Here is a 16,626-nt window from a genome sequence, read left to right on the forward strand (position 1 = left end):
AAATAAAAAGTCCAGTGATGGCGCCCTCAAAAAGCTAGAATTTTATTTATGCAGCATTTGGCTGGTTTGAGTTCAATAATGTATTGAGAATAAGTTGTAGGATTGACCGATCTGTACTATTCTTTATTAGTTTAGGGTTTTTCAATATAACTATCCTTTGAAATTACTAAATAAACATCATAGATTGTTCGGGAGAGGAAGTAAAAAAGAAGAGAAGAAAAAAGTAATAACGGGGAGAAGGCTTTTGAGGTCTGACCAGTATAAGTAGTACACATGGAGAACCGTTCAGTAGCTCTTTAGGGTTTGTTCAGTAACAAAGACTTCCAGCCGTCGAGCAAACCACTCGATCTCACGGATGGTTTTGATTTTTTATCAAAAAGTGTGTCTCTCAATTATGATTATAACGCTACTTAATTACACTAAAAATATTACCAAATTACCATATTGTTTAAAGAAAGTAATGTTACGATAACTATCAAACGGATAATATTTAATTGAGTTAGCCCTTAGAAGAGGGGAAAAATGTATAAAAAAAGGTTTGGGAGAGGGTACGATGAGAAAAAACATATTAATTAATGAAAATTGGAAGTTTGTAAAAGCAAATGTTGGAGAAGAGGAAGTATTTAAGGCATCAGGAGAGAAAGTAAACATTCCTCATACATGGAATGCCATCGACGGACAAGATGGAGGTAATGATTATTACAGGGGAACTTGTTGGTATGGGAAGACGTTTTATAAGCCGGAGATAAATCCTGGTGACCAGGTATATTTGGAATTTCGAGGTGCAAACTCTACAGCTGAAGTATGGGTGAATAATACTAAACTAGCAACACATGATGGGGGTTATTCAACTTTTAGAGTAAACATCACAGAAGTCTTAAAAGAAGAGAATGAGTTGGTTGTTTCCGTTGATAATGGACCTAATGATAGGGTATATCCTCAAAAAGCTGACTTTACCTTTTACGGTGGGATATATCGTGATGTGTACATGGTAATAGTATCTGAAAATCATTTTGATATGGATTACTATGGGGGCAGAGGTCTACAAATAACTTCGGAAATAAATGATAAAACTGCAGTTGTAACTTTAAAATCATTTATTACTGGAGAAGCTGAGGGTGTTCGTTATACAATCGAGGGCGTGGGTTTAATTGAAGTACCTGTTATTGGTGGAGTTGCTGTGGGTACTATTGAAATAGCAGAAGTTCATTTATGGGATGGACTGAATGACCCATATTTATATGAAGCAAAAGCAGAGCTTATAAAAAATGGGAACGTTATCGATCAGGTAGATAGTCGTTTCGGATGTAAAACATTTTCTTTTGATAAGGATAAAGGATTTATCTTAAATGGTAGACCTTATCCACTTAGAGGTGTTTCACGTCACCAAGACAGAAGAGGTGTTGGGAACGCTATTACCAGAGAAATGATGATAGAGGATATGGATATTATAAAGGAAATAGGTGCAAATACAATTCGTCTAGCCCATTATCAGCATGATCAGTATTTTTATGATTTATGTGATGAATACGGAATGATTGTATGGGCTGAAATACCGTATATCACGGAACATATGCCTAATGGAAGAGAGAATACGATAACGCAGTTGACAGAATTAATCGTACAGAACTATAATCATCCATCAATCATTTGTTGGGGATTATCAAACGAAATAACTGTTCCGGGTGTAACGGATGATTTAATCGACAACCATAAGATCTTAAATGATTTGGCACATAGCCTGGACAGTACTAGACCAACAACTATGGCCCATGCTTTTATGCTTGAAATTGATGAACCATTAGTATTCTTACCTGATATTATGTCTTATAACGTATACTATGGTTGGTATTTAGGAGAACTAACGGATAATGATAAATTCTTTGATGACTTCCATGAAAAATATCCCGATAAAATAATCGGTTTTTCTGAATATGGTGCCGATGCTAACCCTAGATTACAAACCCCAACTCCTGAGAAAGGGGATTATACAGAACAATATCAGACAGTATATCATGAACATATGCTTAATATGTTTGAGGACCGTCCTTATCTTTGGTCAACACACGTATGGAATATGTTTGACTTCGCTGCAGACGGTCGTGATGAAGGTGGAGAGAACGGAATAAACCAGAAGGGGCTAGTCACTTTTGATAGAAAGTATAAGAAGGATGCGTTCTATCTTTACAAGGCGTATTGGAATAATGAACCTTTTGTACATGTATGTGGAAGAAATTATGTAGATCGTCACGAAGAAGAAACAGAAATTAAAGTGTACTCAAGTTATGACGCTGTTGAATTATATAATAACGGCGAACTAGTAGAAAAGCAGAGTGGTAATAAAGTATTTACATTCAAACTGAAACTTCAGGGCGAGCATAGAATTGAAGTAAAAGCAGGTAATTGTTCAGATGAAATCACGATAAGAAAAGTGGCAGAAAAGAATAAAAATTATGTATTAGTAGGACGAGATGTTATCAATTGGTTTGACAAACCAGAAATGAACCAACCTGAGGGCTATTATTCTATTAAAGACGTAATGGGGGATATTCGGAAAAGTCCTGAGGGAGCCCAAGTCCTAGACGATATGATGAATTTTGTAAAGTCTAAACGAGGAGACGTGGCAAAAAATGTGAAACAGTCTGAATCCATGGCTAGAATAATGAATGCTATGACTCTTGAAGCACTAATTAAACAAGCAGGAGGCTCTATTCCTGAGTCAATGGTTGTGGAAATCAATAAATCATTAAATAAAATTAAAAAGGTAAACGACTAGTTTAGTTTTATCATTAAAGAAATTAAGTATTTTAATCAAGTAAGCAGAAGGCATAGAGATGTTTATTTTCTATGCCTTTCGGTGTGAATTATACTTTGGATCTTATTTAGAGACAAATACAAATTTGCACACATTGCGGGTCAGAGCCTGTCGAAAGACGAAGTGATAGATTTGTATCTGGGGTCAGCCCCTTCAAATGGACAAATGTTCACGAGGAGGGTATGACCCCTATGATCATGCTAGACTTTGATGAAAATACTTTTCACGCAATTGTTCTTTCTTTTCTTTGTATGCCTTAGCTAATTGGTAACTATTTAATGGAGCAATTAGCTGTTAATGCATATGTGAATGAATAAGTTAGAAAATGAAAAGAAGAGGAAGTAGGGGAATAATGAATAAAAACTTATTAAAACTGGCCATTTTTTCAATATCTATTTTAACTATTATGGCAGGTGCTGCAATATCTCCTGCTCTAGGAGAAATATCACTAGCCTTTCCGAATGCTAGTGAAACAACGATTAAACTCTTGTTAACTTTACCTTCGGTTATGATTATACCTTTCATTTTTGTGTCTAGTTATTTAACTAGTCGTTTTTCCAAAAAAAATATTCTATTAGTTGGAATGATTATATATATAATAGGTGGAGTCGGAGGTGGGCTAGTATCTAGCATTGAAATGATGTTAATTTGCCGTGGGATTTTAGGAATTGGTGTTGGATGTATGTTACCAATATCAACGTCATTAGTCCCTGATTTTTTTGATGGTGAGGAAAGAACGAAGACCATGGGGCAAGTAATGGCTTGCACAAACCTTGGAGGTGTCATCCTGTTTACTGCATCTGGATTTTTGGCATCGCTAAACTGGAGAGTTGTCTTTGGTGTATATTTACTCGCGGTGGTTTCCATCATCCTTGTTTATTTGTTTTTACCTAAAATAAATCCACTTAAGCGTTCACCTGATGGTGTTAAACTGAGGTTACCAGGGAGCATATATCTGTATGGACTAGGAGCATTAATGGTAGTTTTGGTGATGTTCTCGATTCAATCAAACATTGCTTTATACATGGTTGAAAAAGAGATTGGTGATGCACGGTATGCTGGTTTGATTGCAGCCACTTCGACAGCAGCAGGGTTTGTTGCAGGTTTGGTCATAGCACAAGTAAAAAGACTCTTACAATACTATTTAATTGCCGCACTAGTATTTTCGGTAGCAACTGGATTTGGCATTATTAGCTTAGCACAAGACCCATTACTAATGGGTGTAGGAGTTGGTATGTGTGGTTTTGGACTTGGGATTATTCTGCCTAGTATAATGGATCAAGTTTCACGTCAAGTAGCTCCAACACAAACTGTACATGCTATGGCCATTGTTACGAGTATGATATTTGTAGGCCAGTTTTTATCACCTATCTTATTGGACTCAATAGGTGTTTTGTTTGGTAATACAACGATTCAATTTACGTATCAATTTCTGACCATAAGTATATTGATTGCAGCGGTTACTTTTTTCATTAAATCGATAAGAAAACACGTTTCTGGATTGAGACAAACAGTTGTTGAGAATAAAGTGAATGAGAGACAAAATTCTTAAATTAGGGGGTATGAACCCTGTGTTCAGCGCAAATAGTAAGATATAATGACCCAGAAATGAACAGTCCCGAGGGATATTATTCTATTAGGGATGTCATGGCTGATATACGAAAAGACCCTAAAGGAAACAAAATCTTAGATGATATGTTCGCTTATGTAAAATCTAAGCGTGGAGATGTCGCAAAAGATGTTAAACAATCTAAATCCATGACTAAAATAATAATGCGACGACTGTTGAAGCCTTGATTAAACAAGCAGGGGGGTCTATACCTAAGTCAATGATAGTTGAAATTAACAAAGCTTTAAATAAAATCAAGAAGTAAAAATTTATTTTAGAGAAGTAGTTTTGATTAGAAGCTAACTTAATTTTTTACATTAAGGTGGGGTTGGACATTTTTGATGTTCAACCTTATTTCACTATTTAGAAACTTACCTAACAAAAATCATTACAGAAGGAACTTAATCATAAATAAGTAAAAAGCAATTAAGTAATATAGTTATTAACAAAAGGTTAAAAAAACGTTACAATATTATTAGATTTAAATAATAAAATTGTATTAGTTAAATAATATGATAGATGAACACAGCATTATTTAATGTTTTAATAAATTCACTACTTGAAGTTGAAAAGTGTTTTAATAAAATCCACAGGGCTGGGTATGTAATGAGAATGTGAAGAACGGTTAGCTGATTGGCTAACCGTTTTTATTTCGATGTTATAGTAATATTATTTTTAAAAGTGTTGAGGTTTAAAATCATTTAGTTCATCGTTAGTTTCTATGTTATACCTGTTTTAATTTTTGATATTAGTTAACAGTTACTTTTGATGAGAATACTTTTCTTTCTATTATTCTTTCTTCTCCAATAATTTCAAAAGACCCTTTCAGTCGTATATCATCGGATGAAGATCCTACATAAAGTTCCATTTCACCTGGTTCTATTACTTGTTTCATATCGATATTATGGAAAGCCAGTTGGTCCATGTCAATAGTGAACGTAACTTTTTTGGATTCATTTTTATCCAAACTAATACGTTTAAATCCTACTAGTTGTTTGGAAGGGCGAGCTACTGTACTAAAACAGTCTCTAATATACAGTTGAGCAACCTCATCACCTAGATAATTACCAACATTCTTAATTGTAAACGTTACTTGTAATTTATCGTTTGTGGACACTTCTTTATCTAAACTTAAGTTACTGTATTCAAAAGATGTATAACTTAATCCAAAGCCAAAAGGGTATAAAGGTGTATTCTTATCATGATCGATGTATTCCGACCATTCGTTGATATCCACAAAGAACGGAAGCCTACTGTAATACATAGGGATTTGTCCTTTATCTTTTAGAATTGTTACTGGTAATTTGCCACTAGGGTTATTTTTACCGGTTAACGTATTAATGATAGCTTGAGCACCGCTTTGAGCTGGAAGCCATGAATAGAGAAATGCTTGACTTTTTTCACTTATGGATGGAGCTGCCAAAGGCTTACCATCAACAATGACAGAGACTACTGGCTTATTTAAGCGGAACACTTCTTCCATTAAATCCAATTGCGATTTCTCCAGATTAATGTTGACATTATCTTTATTTTCGCCAGAAGTTGCATCTGGTGCCCTCATACTCTCCTTTCCACCTAAAACGGCAATTACAATATCAGCTTGCTCAACAGCCTTCTTTACCTCTTGTAAGCCGCCCTCTATAGGTTTCTTTATATCGCAACCTTTTGCATAAAAAACATTTTCTTTTCCATACTCTTCCTCCAAAATATCTTTGACCGTACGACAGTTTGGATAATAGGTGTCAATGAATTCATCTATTGTTTTATATACCTTATTTGATTTTGATCTGTTCTTTTTTAGCATTTCAATAATCTTTGCTTTTTGTTCCGGTGAAGGTTGCTTATCAAATACAATTCCTCTAGATTTAAGCATATCCTTATGCTCTGAAATAACCGTATCGTAAGCCATTTTTATGAAATTATCATCTTCAGAACGATCAAAATCGCTTGTTGATGTATCGGCTGTTCCTACAGATGAGTAACCTCCGAAGAAATTCACTTTGCTATCAGCCGAAGGACCAATTACTGCAATTTTTAACTTTTTAGTAAGTGGGAGAATATCCTTATCATTCTTAACCAACACTAAAGATTTTTCGGCAATTTCTTGTGACAGTTGTTGACTTTCTATGTTGTTTATTTCTTCTTGGAAGTTACCTTCTTGATACGGGTTCTCAAATAGCCCTAGCTTGAACTTTGTCTCAAGTACTCTTCTAACAGAGCGATCTATATACATTACATCAAGGTCGCCAGCTTCGACTGCTTCTTCTAGAAAGCGATAGCATGTATTATTGGGTTGTTCTACATCCATTCCAGCCTTTAGTGCCATCACGGCAGTTTCTTTTTGAGACTTAGCTACTCGATATCTAACATTGGCATGACTAACACTACCGTAATCTGCAACTGTAAGGCCTGAAAAGCCAAGTTTTTCACGCAAAACATCAGTTAGTAACCATTTTGAAGTAGATACGGCTTGTTCATTTAATATACCGTAGCTATTCATGATTCCTCTCACATTGCCTTCATGTATCGCAGCTTCAAATGGGAAACAATAGGTATCATACAACTTTCGATCCGAAATTTGCTGTTCTCCTCCATTGCGGCCTCCTTCTGTGTTACCATACCCGACAAAATGTTTAGCTGTTGCCATCACTTGATTTTCGCCTTGAACCCCTTTTACATAGGATGTTCCCATTTGCGCAACGAGGTATGGATCTTCTCCGTAAGTTTCACCAATTCTTCCCCATCTTGGATCACGTCCTAAATCAAAAAGAGGTGAGTGTACAGCTCTTATACCAAATGAAATTAACTGCTTTTTAACGACTTCTCCCATCTTTCTGGCTAGTTCTGGTTCCCATGTAGAAGCAACATTCATAGATTGTGGAAAAGTGGTTGCTCCTGGTATTTGAGCACCTGCGATCCCTTCATTATGGACTAGTACTGGAATTCCTAATCGTGTTTCTTCAACAAAAAACTTCTGAACACGTTGTAGAGTTTCTATATCTTTTTTGGTGTCTCCGGTTTGTGAGCTATTCAAAAAACTCAACGTTCCAGCTCCATGTTCAAAATTATCTCGTGCATTAGTGACAGGATCTAATTGTCCTAAGGTTACCATACCGTATAATTGGGCGACTTTTTCTTTTAGTGTCATGCGTTGAAGCAAATCTTCTACTCGTTCCGTAACATTTTTACTAGCATCTTTATAGAGCATTATTTTCCTCCTAGAAGTAAAATTAATTTTCACTGTAAAATTATTATAAAAAATATAAATAGATATCATTTATACTATTGTTGTTTTTGTTATAATATTGTTACTACTTTGCTTAGTATGTGATATTTTCCTTGTATAAGGAATTTTTCTAGGAGGGAAGTAAGATGAATCGAAAAGAGCTTTTAAATAAAAATCTATCTATCCAATCAGAATATGAAACGGATTTTTCAAAAAAGAGTACACAACTAAATCAATTACTTACAACTTCTATCGTTACGGGGAATATGGAACTTTTTCATCAGGTGAAAAACGAGGCAGAGCAGATAAAAGACATACAGGTTATTTTGGATGAACAACTGGAGGTACAAAAACTCTATGTCGCTTCAACTGTGGCATCCTTTGTACGGTTAGCTATCAAACAAGGGCTGCCAAAAGATATTGCTGAAAGTGCTAAGAGAGAGTTTTTCTTAAACATTGCGCATTGTTTAAACAAAGATAAATTAGAGGAATATTACTTTAAAATTGTTGAAGAATTAATCGTTGGAATAAACAAATATTCATTAGAAAATTATTCACCAATCGTTAAAATGGCAATTGAGTACATCCATAATAATAAATTTCGTTTTATCTACGCGAAGGACGTATCTAGTGCCATTCGTGTTAATCGGAGTTATCTATCAAAAATCTTTAAGCTTGAAACAGGACAGAGCGTAACGGATTATATCCATCATGTAAAAATGGAGTTTGCAATTGAGTTAATGGAAAGTAACTTTTATAAATTCAATGAGGTCTCTGAATTATTAGGTTATGCGAATTATTCTTATTTTAGTAAAGTGTTTAAAAAAATTTATAATAAAACACCATTTGAATATATGAAAAAGTTAGATTGTTAAGTTTCTTATATTTTACCTGCTACTATTCCTCCTTAATTTATAAACAATGAGACAATGGTTTATGGATTATCTAGAATTACCAAAAACATTCCCTTTTTACCATATGGATTTTTTAGGATGATGTAAAATAAAAGTAGTGAGTAAATTGAAACTAAATTTTTCCAATATGTGTTTTAGGGAGGATAGGAAATGAAGCAATCATCAAATTCGAGCCGACCACCATATGGCGTTATTGTGGTTTTATTAATAGGGGCATTTATTGCTTTATTAAATAACACTTTATTAGGAATCGCGCTTCCTGCAATTATGACGGATTTACAATTGGAAGCAGCAACTGCGCAGTGGCTCTCAACGGGGTATATGTTAGTTGTAGGTATATTAGTCCCTGCTACTGCATACTTAATTCAAAAATACTCGGTAAGGCGCTTATTTTTAGTTGCTATGGGATTATTTACTTTTGGTACATTATTAGCAGGAGTAGCACAGGATTTTCCTTTATTGCTAGGTGGGAGGATTGTTCAGGCCTCGGGTGCAGCTGTGATGTCACCTTTATTAATGAATGTGATGTTAGTAAGCTTCCCAATTGAAAAGCGTGGTACAGCAATGGGTTTGATGGGGTTGGTTATGATGGGGGCGCCGGCAGTCGGACCACTCTTATCAGGTTGGGTTGTGCAATATTATGAATGGAGAATGCTTTTTCAAATAATTACACCAGTTGCGATACTCGTATTCATTGCCGGTGTTTTTTTGATAAAAGATAAAAAGGAAGAAGTTAGTATACGTATAGACGTTCTTTCACTCATATTCTCAAGTATTGGTTTTGGTGGTATTTTATATGGTTTTAGTTCAGCAGGTAGTGTTGGTTGGAATCATCCAGTTGTTTATGTAACGATTATTGTAGGAATCCTCTCATTGATAACGTTCATTGTTAAGCAACAGAGGAATGAAAACCCTATGTTGAACTTTAATGTTTTTAGAATTCCAATGTTTTCATTATCGATCACGATCACAATGATTGTTGCGATGGCATTATTTTCTTCGATGATTATGGTCCCTATCTATTTAATTGACCTTCGAGGAATTTCACCTATGGAAGCTGGTGTAATGATGTTACCAGGTGCATTAGCTTTAGCTATTATGTCACCATTTGTTGGGAAGTTATTCGATAAATTCGGGGGGAGAATCTTAGCATTTATTGGATTGGTCATTGTTACTATTACAAGCTTTTATTTTAGTAGGTTAACATTTGAAGCAAGTTATATCTATTTAATATTTCTAAATACTACAAGAACCGTTGGGATTTCAATGGTGATGATGCCAGTTTCCACAAATGGGTTAAACCATCTACCGGAACGTCTGTATCCCCACGGGACAGCGATGAACAATACGATGCAACAAGTATCAGGGGCAATCGGTACAGCTATTTTAGTCGCAATTATGTCAATTCGTACTCAGACACATGCTGAAACAATGACTGCAAGTATACCATTAAATACAACAACATCTGAGGAACTTGTAAAATTAAATGAGCAAATAATGGGGAAGGCAATGTTAGCTGGAATAAATGATGCTTTTTTTGTTTCGGTCTTTTTTTCAGCAGTGGCTCTTGTTTTAGCATTATTTATGAAACGAGCAAAACCAGCTAATGAACCGTTAGAAGAAGATACAATAGTGAAAAAAGCAGCCGAAAATTAGTCGGTTTTTCATTATCGAAACATAAGGATTATTTAAGTCCAAATGCTTCGTGATTTAGTTAGATTAAAGTTTTCAACACTTATAAAAACTTCTCTAAAAAAGATCTAATTAGAATTGTGGTCTAATTAGATCTTTTTGTTCAATCGTTCGTAGATATCTACATAAAAATCGATGTTTTCTTGAATAAATTTTTGAATAAATACGTTACCCATCCAACGAATGTAGCTAGATTTAGAAAGGAGACTAGCGACTTCCTCTTCTTTTAAAAATGAAAGTTCTTTTAACTCTTCAACTATTTCCTCCCTATTTAAATGATATTGATACTATAAATAATACTAAAATAAGAACCAAAATACCATAACTACTTATTCCGTAATGTTATCATACTTGTAAGTTATTAAAAAAACCGGAAAAGAGGGCTTATTAAAAATGAAGTACAAAAATCCAATAATTCCGGGTTTTCATCCGGATCCTAGTATCTGTAGAGTGGGGAAAGATTACTATTTAGTTACTAGTTCCTTTGAATACTTCCCTGGTATACCAATATATCAAAGTGAAGACCTTGTGAATTGGAAACAAATTGGTCATGTATTAACACGTGAAAGTCAGTTGCCACTTAAACGTGAGCATAATTATCTTCCATCTCAGGGGATTTTTGCTCCAACCATTCGTCATCATGATGGACGATTCTTTGTCATTACAACGAATATAACGATTCGAAAAACTTTTTATGTCTACGCGGATCATCCAGCCGGCCCATGGTCCGATCCAATCTTTATCGATGGTTATAGAGGGTATGACCCATCTTTGTTTTTTGACGATGATGGCAAAGTATATGTTACTGGCGCTGCATTTCCTGGTATAGGTCCTGAAGGGATTATACAAGCAGAGTTGGATATTGAATCCGGAAAACTGAAAAGTGAAAACAAGTTCATATGGGAAGGAACAGGTGGAAAAACACCAGAAGGTCCACATCTATATAAAATCAACGGTTTATATTACTTAGTAACTGCTGAAGGTGGAACAGAGTATGGTCATATGGTAACAATTGCGAGAAGCAGAAGTCCCTATGGCCCATTTACAAGTAATCCTGATAACCCAATCCTATCAAACAGAAGTACGGCGTTACCAATTCAAGCAACCGGTCATGCGGATCTAGTACAAGCAACCGATGGCACTTGGTGGGCGGTGTTCTTAGGTTTCAGACCAGTTAAAAGTACAAAGGTCCATCATCTAGGTCGTGAAACGAATTTATCACCAGTTAAATGGTCAAAAGAAGGATGGCCGATAATTGGTAACAATGGTCGAGCTGAAATAGAGAATGAGGCAACATCACTTCCATTAAGCAATCCGGTTCCATGGAAGGAAGTGGAGAATTTTGAATGTGAGTCACTCTCGCCGATTTGGAATTTTTACCGTAATCCACAAAAAGGTTGTTGGTCATTAACTGATAAGCCCGGATCATTAACACTGTACGGTCAAGCATGTACGTTAAATGATTATGAATCTCCAGCCTTTGTTGGCCGTAGGCAGCAACATTTTAATTGTAAAGTTTCAACGTTAATGGAGTTTTCACCTAACGAAGAGGGGGAGGAAGCAGGTTTAACAGTGTTCATGAATGAAAATTATCACTATGATATTGCAAAAACAAGAAAACAAGGGAAATCTGCTATTCTATTTCGCCGGCGTGTTGGAAGTCTGTGGAAGGTAGAAAAGGAAATTGAGTATGACGATTCAAGTGTTGTATTTATGGTAAAGGCTTCGGACACGAGCTTTATTTTCAGTTATGCAAAAGCAACAGGTGAAGAAGAAGTGATTGGTAATGGAGAGACATCTTTACTTTCCACTCAAGTTGCAGGTGGATTTACAGGGATATATTTCGGCCTGTATGCAACAGGTAATGGTAAACCATCGACAACACCTGCACATTTCGATTATTTCCAATATGTTTTTGGAGATGAAAGAGAAAATGAACAAAACCAGCTTTAAGATTACCCAAGTGGATAAAATCCAGGCGCTAATCGTTTATATAATCTAATAATATTATATTTATAAACGTCGATATACTGCTTCTCGAACTGATAATTGTGAGCGTATCATAATAATTGGATAAACCAATAATCATTACGGAAAATGACTTTTCGACAGATGACGATGAGGAAAGAGTAGAATTTATAGAACTAGCATTGAATGCTTTCCAACAAGGTCTAGAGGAAGGGATAAACGTAATTGATTAAACCTACTGGTGATTATTAGATAACTTTGAGTGGTAGTTGGGATATGTATGACCAAACATTTGGTTTATTGCGGTTGGCCGTTCAACACAAACTGGATACCAAAAGCTCTTAGGTGATATAAAGAGAAGGCTCTTTAATAATAGATAAGGAGTCATCATAAAGCGAATACGGGAGGGTATTAAAATGAAAGTTAGAGGTAAAGTTGTAGTTGTCACAGGTGCTGGTGGGGGGATTGGGCGTGAATTAGTACTTAATCTCCTTTCTAAGGGTGCAAGTGTTGCGGCTGTTGATATAAACAAGGAAGCACTAGAGGAAACGGTAAAGCAAGTTAGAGAAAAATCAGAAAAGCTATCCATACACATCGTAAATCTAACAGACAGAGAGGCCGTAGAAGCGCTCCCTGAGAAAGTAATTACACAACACGGTGCTGTTGATGGAATCATCAACAATGCGGGAATTATCCAACCTTTTGTTAATATACATGAGCTTGATTACGAAAAGATTAAACTAGTCATGGACATTAATTTTTATGGAACACTTTACATGACAAAAACATTTCTTCCTTATTTATTTGATAGACCTGTGGGACACATCACTAACGTATCCAGTATGGGAGGTTTCTTACCTGTACCTGGTCAATCTATTTATGGTGCTTCTAAAGCAGCTGTTAAATTAATGACAGAAGGTCTACATGCCGAGTTGAAAGATACAAACGTTAATGTGACAGTAGTTTTTCCTGGAGGGGTTGGCACGGATATTATGAAAAATTCCGGAGCAGAAGGTTCTAGGAACACAGATACTAGAGAACAAGACATGTCTAAGCTACTAACCCCTAAAGAAGCAGCTGAAATTATTGTCAATGGCATGGAAAACGATGAATACCGTGTTCTTGCTGGAAAGGACTCGAAGATTATGGATAGACTGTACCGATTAACACCTAAACGGGCAGCAGAAATGATTGCAAAAAAGATGAGTAATAGATAGTAGAGCGTTGTTAGTTAGTTTTATTAAGGAAGACTAAACAGTGGAACCAACATCTGTTACCGTTGAAATAGAAGTACTTGATCTGGTTGCTAAATAAACTATTTCTAGTTAACGTGAATAAGAAAGGGTTAGCCTATGTTACGAAAAAATATTAATAAAGAGTGGGAATTTATTAATGGAAAGCCTTCTATCATACCTGGGTATAACGAGCAAGGCAAAATTGTTCATCTCCCACATGATTTCACTATTGAGACAGACACGTTTCCTGAATCACCAGGTGGCCAATTAACGGGGTATTTTGGTGGAGGCGTTGGAACTTATACTAAAATATTAGAAATTCCTGAAAACTATAAAGATAAGAAAGTATTAGTTGAATTTGATGGTGTTTACATGAATGCAACTGTTATATTAAATGGCCATGTTGTGACTAGACAGCATTATGGGTACACACCGTTTCATGCTGATCTTACTCCTTATATTAAAATAGGGGAAAAGAATCGTTTAGCAGTGATAGTTAACAATGATGCACAACCTAACTCACGCTGGTATTCTGGGTCAGGTATTTATCGCCATGTTGACTTACTTACTGCACAACTGACACATATAGCACCATGGGGGATTTGTGCTTATACCTCGCATATAGTAAACGGCACGGCTTTTGTAAATGTGGAAACAACCATTAACAACGAAACAGGGAACGACAAGAATTTATGGGTAGACATTAAAATTGTAAAAGAGGTTGATGGTAGTGAAGCTGGTAAAGGTAGGGTAAAAGTACATGTGCCGGCATGGGAAAAAGCAGTCGGGTATGTCAAAATTGCTGTTGAAAATGCGGAAATCTGGGATATAGACTCACCGAATTTATATAGAATTAAAGCCGAACTTTCTGACAATGCTGCCATTCTTGATAAGGAAACCACGACATTTGGAATTAGAACAATTTCAGTTGATACGAAGAACGGTTTTATGCTTAATGGGAGAACTGTAAAATTAAAAGGAGGTTGTGTTCACCATGACAATGGCATCTTAGGGGCAGCCTCATTCAAGGACAGCGAATTTCGCAGGATGAAAATACACAAGGATAACGGCTTTAATGCCATTCGTTTTTCCCATAATCCAATGTCTAGGGATATGTTGGATGCATGTGACCGTTTAGGTTTACTTGTTATTAATGAAGCTTTTGATGTTTGGACGATGGAGAAAAACCTACATGATTATAGTCAATACTTTGAGCAAGACTGGAAGAAAGATCTGAAAGCGTTTATTTTACGTGACCGTAATAGTCCAAGTGTCATAATGTGGTCAACCGGTAATGAAGTTCCTGAACGAGGCGGATTGTCCGATGGATATAAATGGGCAGCTAAACTTGCTGCCTATGTACGTGAGTTAGATCCTACTCGTTTTATTATCAATTCCTTACCGTCTTTTTTTAATGGACTTGATGATGAGGACCAGAAGAAATTCTTCCAAGATATGATGAATAACGCCCGGAAATCTGGCGGAGGTGGTATCATCAATTTAGATGGAGATTTTGGTAAACAAATTTGGGGAGATTACACAGAAGCCTTTGCTGCTCCACTTGATGTGGTTGGGTATAATTACCTCAATTATCACTACGAAAATGCTCTTAAAGAATATCCAAATCGAGTGATTTGCTCAACGGAAAGCAAACCATTAGAAATGTTTGAGTATTGGAAAGACGTGGAGCGTTTTCCTCATGTTATAGGAGATTTTGTTTGGACTAGTTATGACTATATTGGCGAAGCAGCCCTTGGAAGACAAGACTATTATAATAGTCAAGAAGAGGCCCAAGCTCTCTCACGGACGAATCATGTTGCCAAATTTCCTTGGCGCTTAGCAGCAGCTGCTGATATTGACCTTTGTGGCTTTGAGCGACCACAGCTAGCATATCGAAGAATTTTATGGGGGTCAAAGGAGACCTTTATTGCATCACATAATCCTAAAAATAATGGAAAGATTGAGGTGTTAGGTAGATGGGGCTGGCCAGACTGTGAAAATTCCTGGAGTTGGCCTGGATTTGAAGGGAAGCCAGTACGAGTAGATGTCTATTCTTCAGCTGAAGAAGTAGAATTAGTTTTAAATGGAGAAAGCTTAGGTCGAAAAGCTGCCGGGGAAGCTAACCGTTTAATTGCAACATTTGAAATTGTTTTTGAACCTGGTACATTAGAAGCTATCAGTTATACAAACGGTCAAAAGGTTTCTTCTGACATTTTGGTATCCGTAGGAAATCCAGTTGGTATCCGTATCATTCCTGATAAGAAGGAGCTTTCCGCAGATGGCCAGTCATTAGTTCATGCAGTGATTGAAGTGGTTGACGCAGAGAACCGATTGGTGCCAACAGCAGAGTTAAAAGCAACAGCTAAAGTTGAAGGGGCAGCAACACTTGCAGCGTTTGGTACGGGTAAACCAGAAACGACAGAAAATTATACCAAAGGTCAGTTTACATCCTATAAAGGTAGAATGCTTGCCATTGTTCGTTCCGGTTATAATTCAGGTTTGTCTAAGCTAACGGTTAATGTTGATGGACTTAATGCAGTTACACTTGAAATACCAGTGAATTAACTCTAAAAGAATACAAATTGAAAATATCATTAACAAATAAATAGTAAAAAACAGGGATAAATAAATCCCTGTTTTTTACTACTAGTATATAAATACTCGTTCATTTTTAATTATTCGTGTTATGTTAACTTTTCAGATTAGTCGATAACAGTACCTAATGCGTAGCATTTACCATAAGTTACATTTTATATTGAAACTATTCGAATCCTTTTAAGTAACTAAAAAAAAATTTCCTGAATTTTAATATTTAATACTAAAAAAAATACTATTTTACCATAAATGATTCCTTGTAACCCATATACTAAATTTAAAGGTTTACCTTTCATGAATTTTTTTTAAGGAGGCATAGAGTTAGATTCGAATACTAAATGTATTTAACCGCTATAACTAACTTTTTTAGAGTGGAAATTTAGTCTAAGGTTTATTTACTGGAGTTAGTTTGAATCATTTCGATCAACATTGTGGGGGATAATTAAGGTAAACAGTAAGAGAGTAAGGGAATCACTTTTATTAACTATGAAAGCGCTTAAGAGCAGGTGTTAAAAGGTAGGAGTTGTGCATGTATCAACTACTTCAACGGAGATGTGAAGTTGTTCTTCTCT

General features: G+C 35.8%; 9 protein-coding genes. 8 read left to right on the plus strand and 1 reads right to left on the minus strand.

What is annotated here, in order from left to right:
- Nucleotides 1–553: 553 nt before the first annotated feature.
- A complete protein-coding gene (locus B1R93_RS15115; RefSeq protein WP_088104807.1) occupies nucleotides 554–2,776 on the plus strand; it encodes a glycoside hydrolase family 2 protein in 2,223 nt (740 codons plus the stop codon).
- A 391-nt stretch (nucleotides 2,777–3,167) separates the two neighbouring features.
- Nucleotides 3,168–4,367 carry an MFS transporter gene (locus B1R93_RS15120; protein WP_165763837.1) on the plus strand — a complete coding sequence of 400 codons (1,200 nt, stop codon included), beginning with the start codon at nucleotides 3,168–3,170 and terminating at the stop codon, nucleotides 4,365–4,367.
- A gap of 805 nt (nucleotides 4,368–5,172) precedes the next feature.
- Here B1R93_RS15120 and B1R93_RS15125 read toward each other — a convergent pair.
- A complete protein-coding gene (locus B1R93_RS15125) occupies nucleotides 5,173–7,632 on the minus strand; it encodes a glycoside hydrolase family 3 N-terminal domain-containing protein (protein WP_165763838.1) in 2,460 nt (819 codons plus the stop codon).
- Nucleotides 7,633–7,796: 164 nt separating this feature from the next.
- Here B1R93_RS15125 and B1R93_RS15130 point away from each other — a divergent pair, with 164 nt between their 5' ends.
- The 6 genes from B1R93_RS15130 (at nucleotide 7,797) to B1R93_RS15150 (ending at nucleotide 16,024) form a co-directional block, all read left to right on the plus strand.
- Nucleotides 7,797–8,525 carry a helix-turn-helix domain-containing protein gene (locus B1R93_RS15130; protein ID WP_088104810.1) on the plus strand — a complete coding sequence of 243 codons (729 nt, stop codon included), beginning with the start codon at nucleotides 7,797–7,799 and terminating at the stop codon, nucleotides 8,523–8,525.
- A gap of 189 nt (nucleotides 8,526–8,714) precedes the next feature.
- Nucleotides 8,715–10,220, plus strand: a complete 1,506-nt coding sequence (locus B1R93_RS15135) for a DHA2 family efflux MFS transporter permease subunit (protein WP_088104811.1) — start codon at nucleotides 8,715–8,717, stop codon at nucleotides 10,218–10,220.
- 429 nt (nucleotides 10,221–10,649) lie between these two features.
- Entirely contained in the window at nucleotides 10,650–12,209 is a 1,560-nt protein-coding gene (locus tag B1R93_RS15140; RefSeq protein WP_088104812.1) for a glycoside hydrolase family 43 protein, read from the plus strand.
- A 116-nt stretch (nucleotides 12,210–12,325) separates the two neighbouring features.
- Entirely contained in the window at nucleotides 12,326–12,457 is a 132-nt protein-coding gene (locus B1R93_RS23715; RefSeq protein ID WP_280949488.1) for a hypothetical protein, read from the plus strand.
- Nucleotides 12,458–12,640: 183 nt separating this feature from the next.
- The gene (locus B1R93_RS15145; protein ID WP_088104813.1) at nucleotides 12,641–13,441 is read left to right on the plus strand and encodes an SDR family NAD(P)-dependent oxidoreductase; all 801 of its coding nucleotides are present in this window, start codon (nucleotides 12,641–12,643) and stop codon (nucleotides 13,439–13,441) included.
- Between the two features lie 135 nt (nucleotides 13,442–13,576).
- Nucleotides 13,577–16,024 (plus strand): glycoside hydrolase family 2 TIM barrel-domain containing protein, encoded by a 2,448-nt coding sequence (locus B1R93_RS15150; RefSeq protein ID WP_088104814.1) that lies wholly within the window; start codon nucleotides 13,577–13,579, stop codon nucleotides 16,022–16,024.
- The last annotated feature ends 602 nt before the right edge of the window (nucleotides 16,025–16,626 follow it).

Source organism: Halalkalibacter urbisdiaboli (assembly GCF_002156385.1).
GTDB classification, from domain to species: domain Bacteria; phylum Bacillota; class Bacilli; order Bacillales; family Bacillaceae_D; genus Halalkalibacter_A; species Halalkalibacter_A urbisdiaboli.